Source organism: Stenotrophomonas sp. P5_B8 (assembly GCF_054049855.1).
Window position 1 is genome coordinate 1 of the sequence record NZ_JBFULO010000726.1, and the last position, 1,097, is coordinate 1,097.

Here is a 1,097-nt window from a genome sequence, read left to right on the forward strand (position 1 = left end):
GGGCCGGCGGCGATGGCACCGTGGCAGGTGGTGGTGTGCATCATCAACCCCAAGCAGGACGATGCGGTGGCCACTGCGGCAGCCGAGTTGCTGGCGCAGCTGCAGGCCGCCGGGCTGGATGCGGCGCTGGACGACCGCGGCCTGCGTCCGGGGCAGATGTTCGCGGACATGGAACTGATCGGCGTGCCGCACCGGGTGGTGGTATCCGAACGCGGCCTGGCCGCCGGCACCTACGAGTACCGGTCGCGCAGCGCAAGCGAGGCCGAGAGCCTGGACCGCGATGCCCTGCTCGCGCGCCTGACGGGTTGATCGAAAACAGCAGCACAAAGAGAGCCGGGGGAATATCCCGGCTTTTCTTTTTGCCCGGACGATTGAATATGCCGGTTAACTCTGTGCAGCATCCCGCCGGATATGTATGCTGTCGCGCAAGCCAAGGACTGGCCGACCCCGTCCTTAATTAGATTCCGGAGCAGTTGATGAGCATTGACCTGAGTGGCCTGTCCGCCAAAGAGCTGGGCGCCCTGATCAAGAACGCCAAGAAACAACAGACCATCGTGGCCAAGCGCCCGGCGGTGACCAAGGTGCGTACCCAGCTGACCAAGCTGGCCAAGGCGCACGGTTATTCGATCGAGGAAGTGTTCGGTGGCGCCGTCCCGGCCCGCGGCCGCGCCGCCAAGGCGACCAAGGCCCCGGCCAAGAAGGCCGTGCGCAAGCTGGGCAAGGTGGCACCGAAATACCGCAACCCGGCCAACCCGAAGGAAACTTGGACCGGCCGTGGCAAGCAGCCGCGCTGGCTGGCCGCGCTGACCACCAAGGGCAAGAAGGTCGAAGAGTTCCTGATCAAGAAGTAATGGTTTCCGGTTTCATCGGAAACTGAAACGGAAAACGCCGGCGCGATGCCGGCGTTTTTTTTGGTCTGCGCTTTTTCCAGCTACGCGAGCGGCAGTTGCCAAAGCACTGCAGGATCAACGACTGGCGCGTGCTTGCCCCTGCCGGCTTGGGCGGGTACGGGTGGGTTGGCGGGACACGCCGTAAATACGTCCGTGTAGGCTCCCAAGCCGCATCCATGCGGCTTGAGGGTCCCGCCAACCCACCCG

At 64.4% G+C, this 1,097-nt stretch carries 1 protein-coding gene and 1 pseudogene; both read left to right on the forward strand.

Annotated elements, in window-relative coordinates:
• Positions 1-309, forward strand: a 309-nt coding sequence (locus ACXJKH_RS21025) for a His/Gly/Thr/Pro-type tRNA ligase C-terminal domain-containing protein (RefSeq protein ID WP_457322286.1), incomplete at its 5' end; no start/stop codon positions are given.
• Positions 310-476: 167 nt separating this feature from the next.
• Positions 477-848, forward strand: a pseudogene (locus ACXJKH_RS21030) (H-NS histone family protein); the annotation flags it as partial.
• Between the last annotated feature and the right edge of the window lie 249 nt (positions 849-1,097).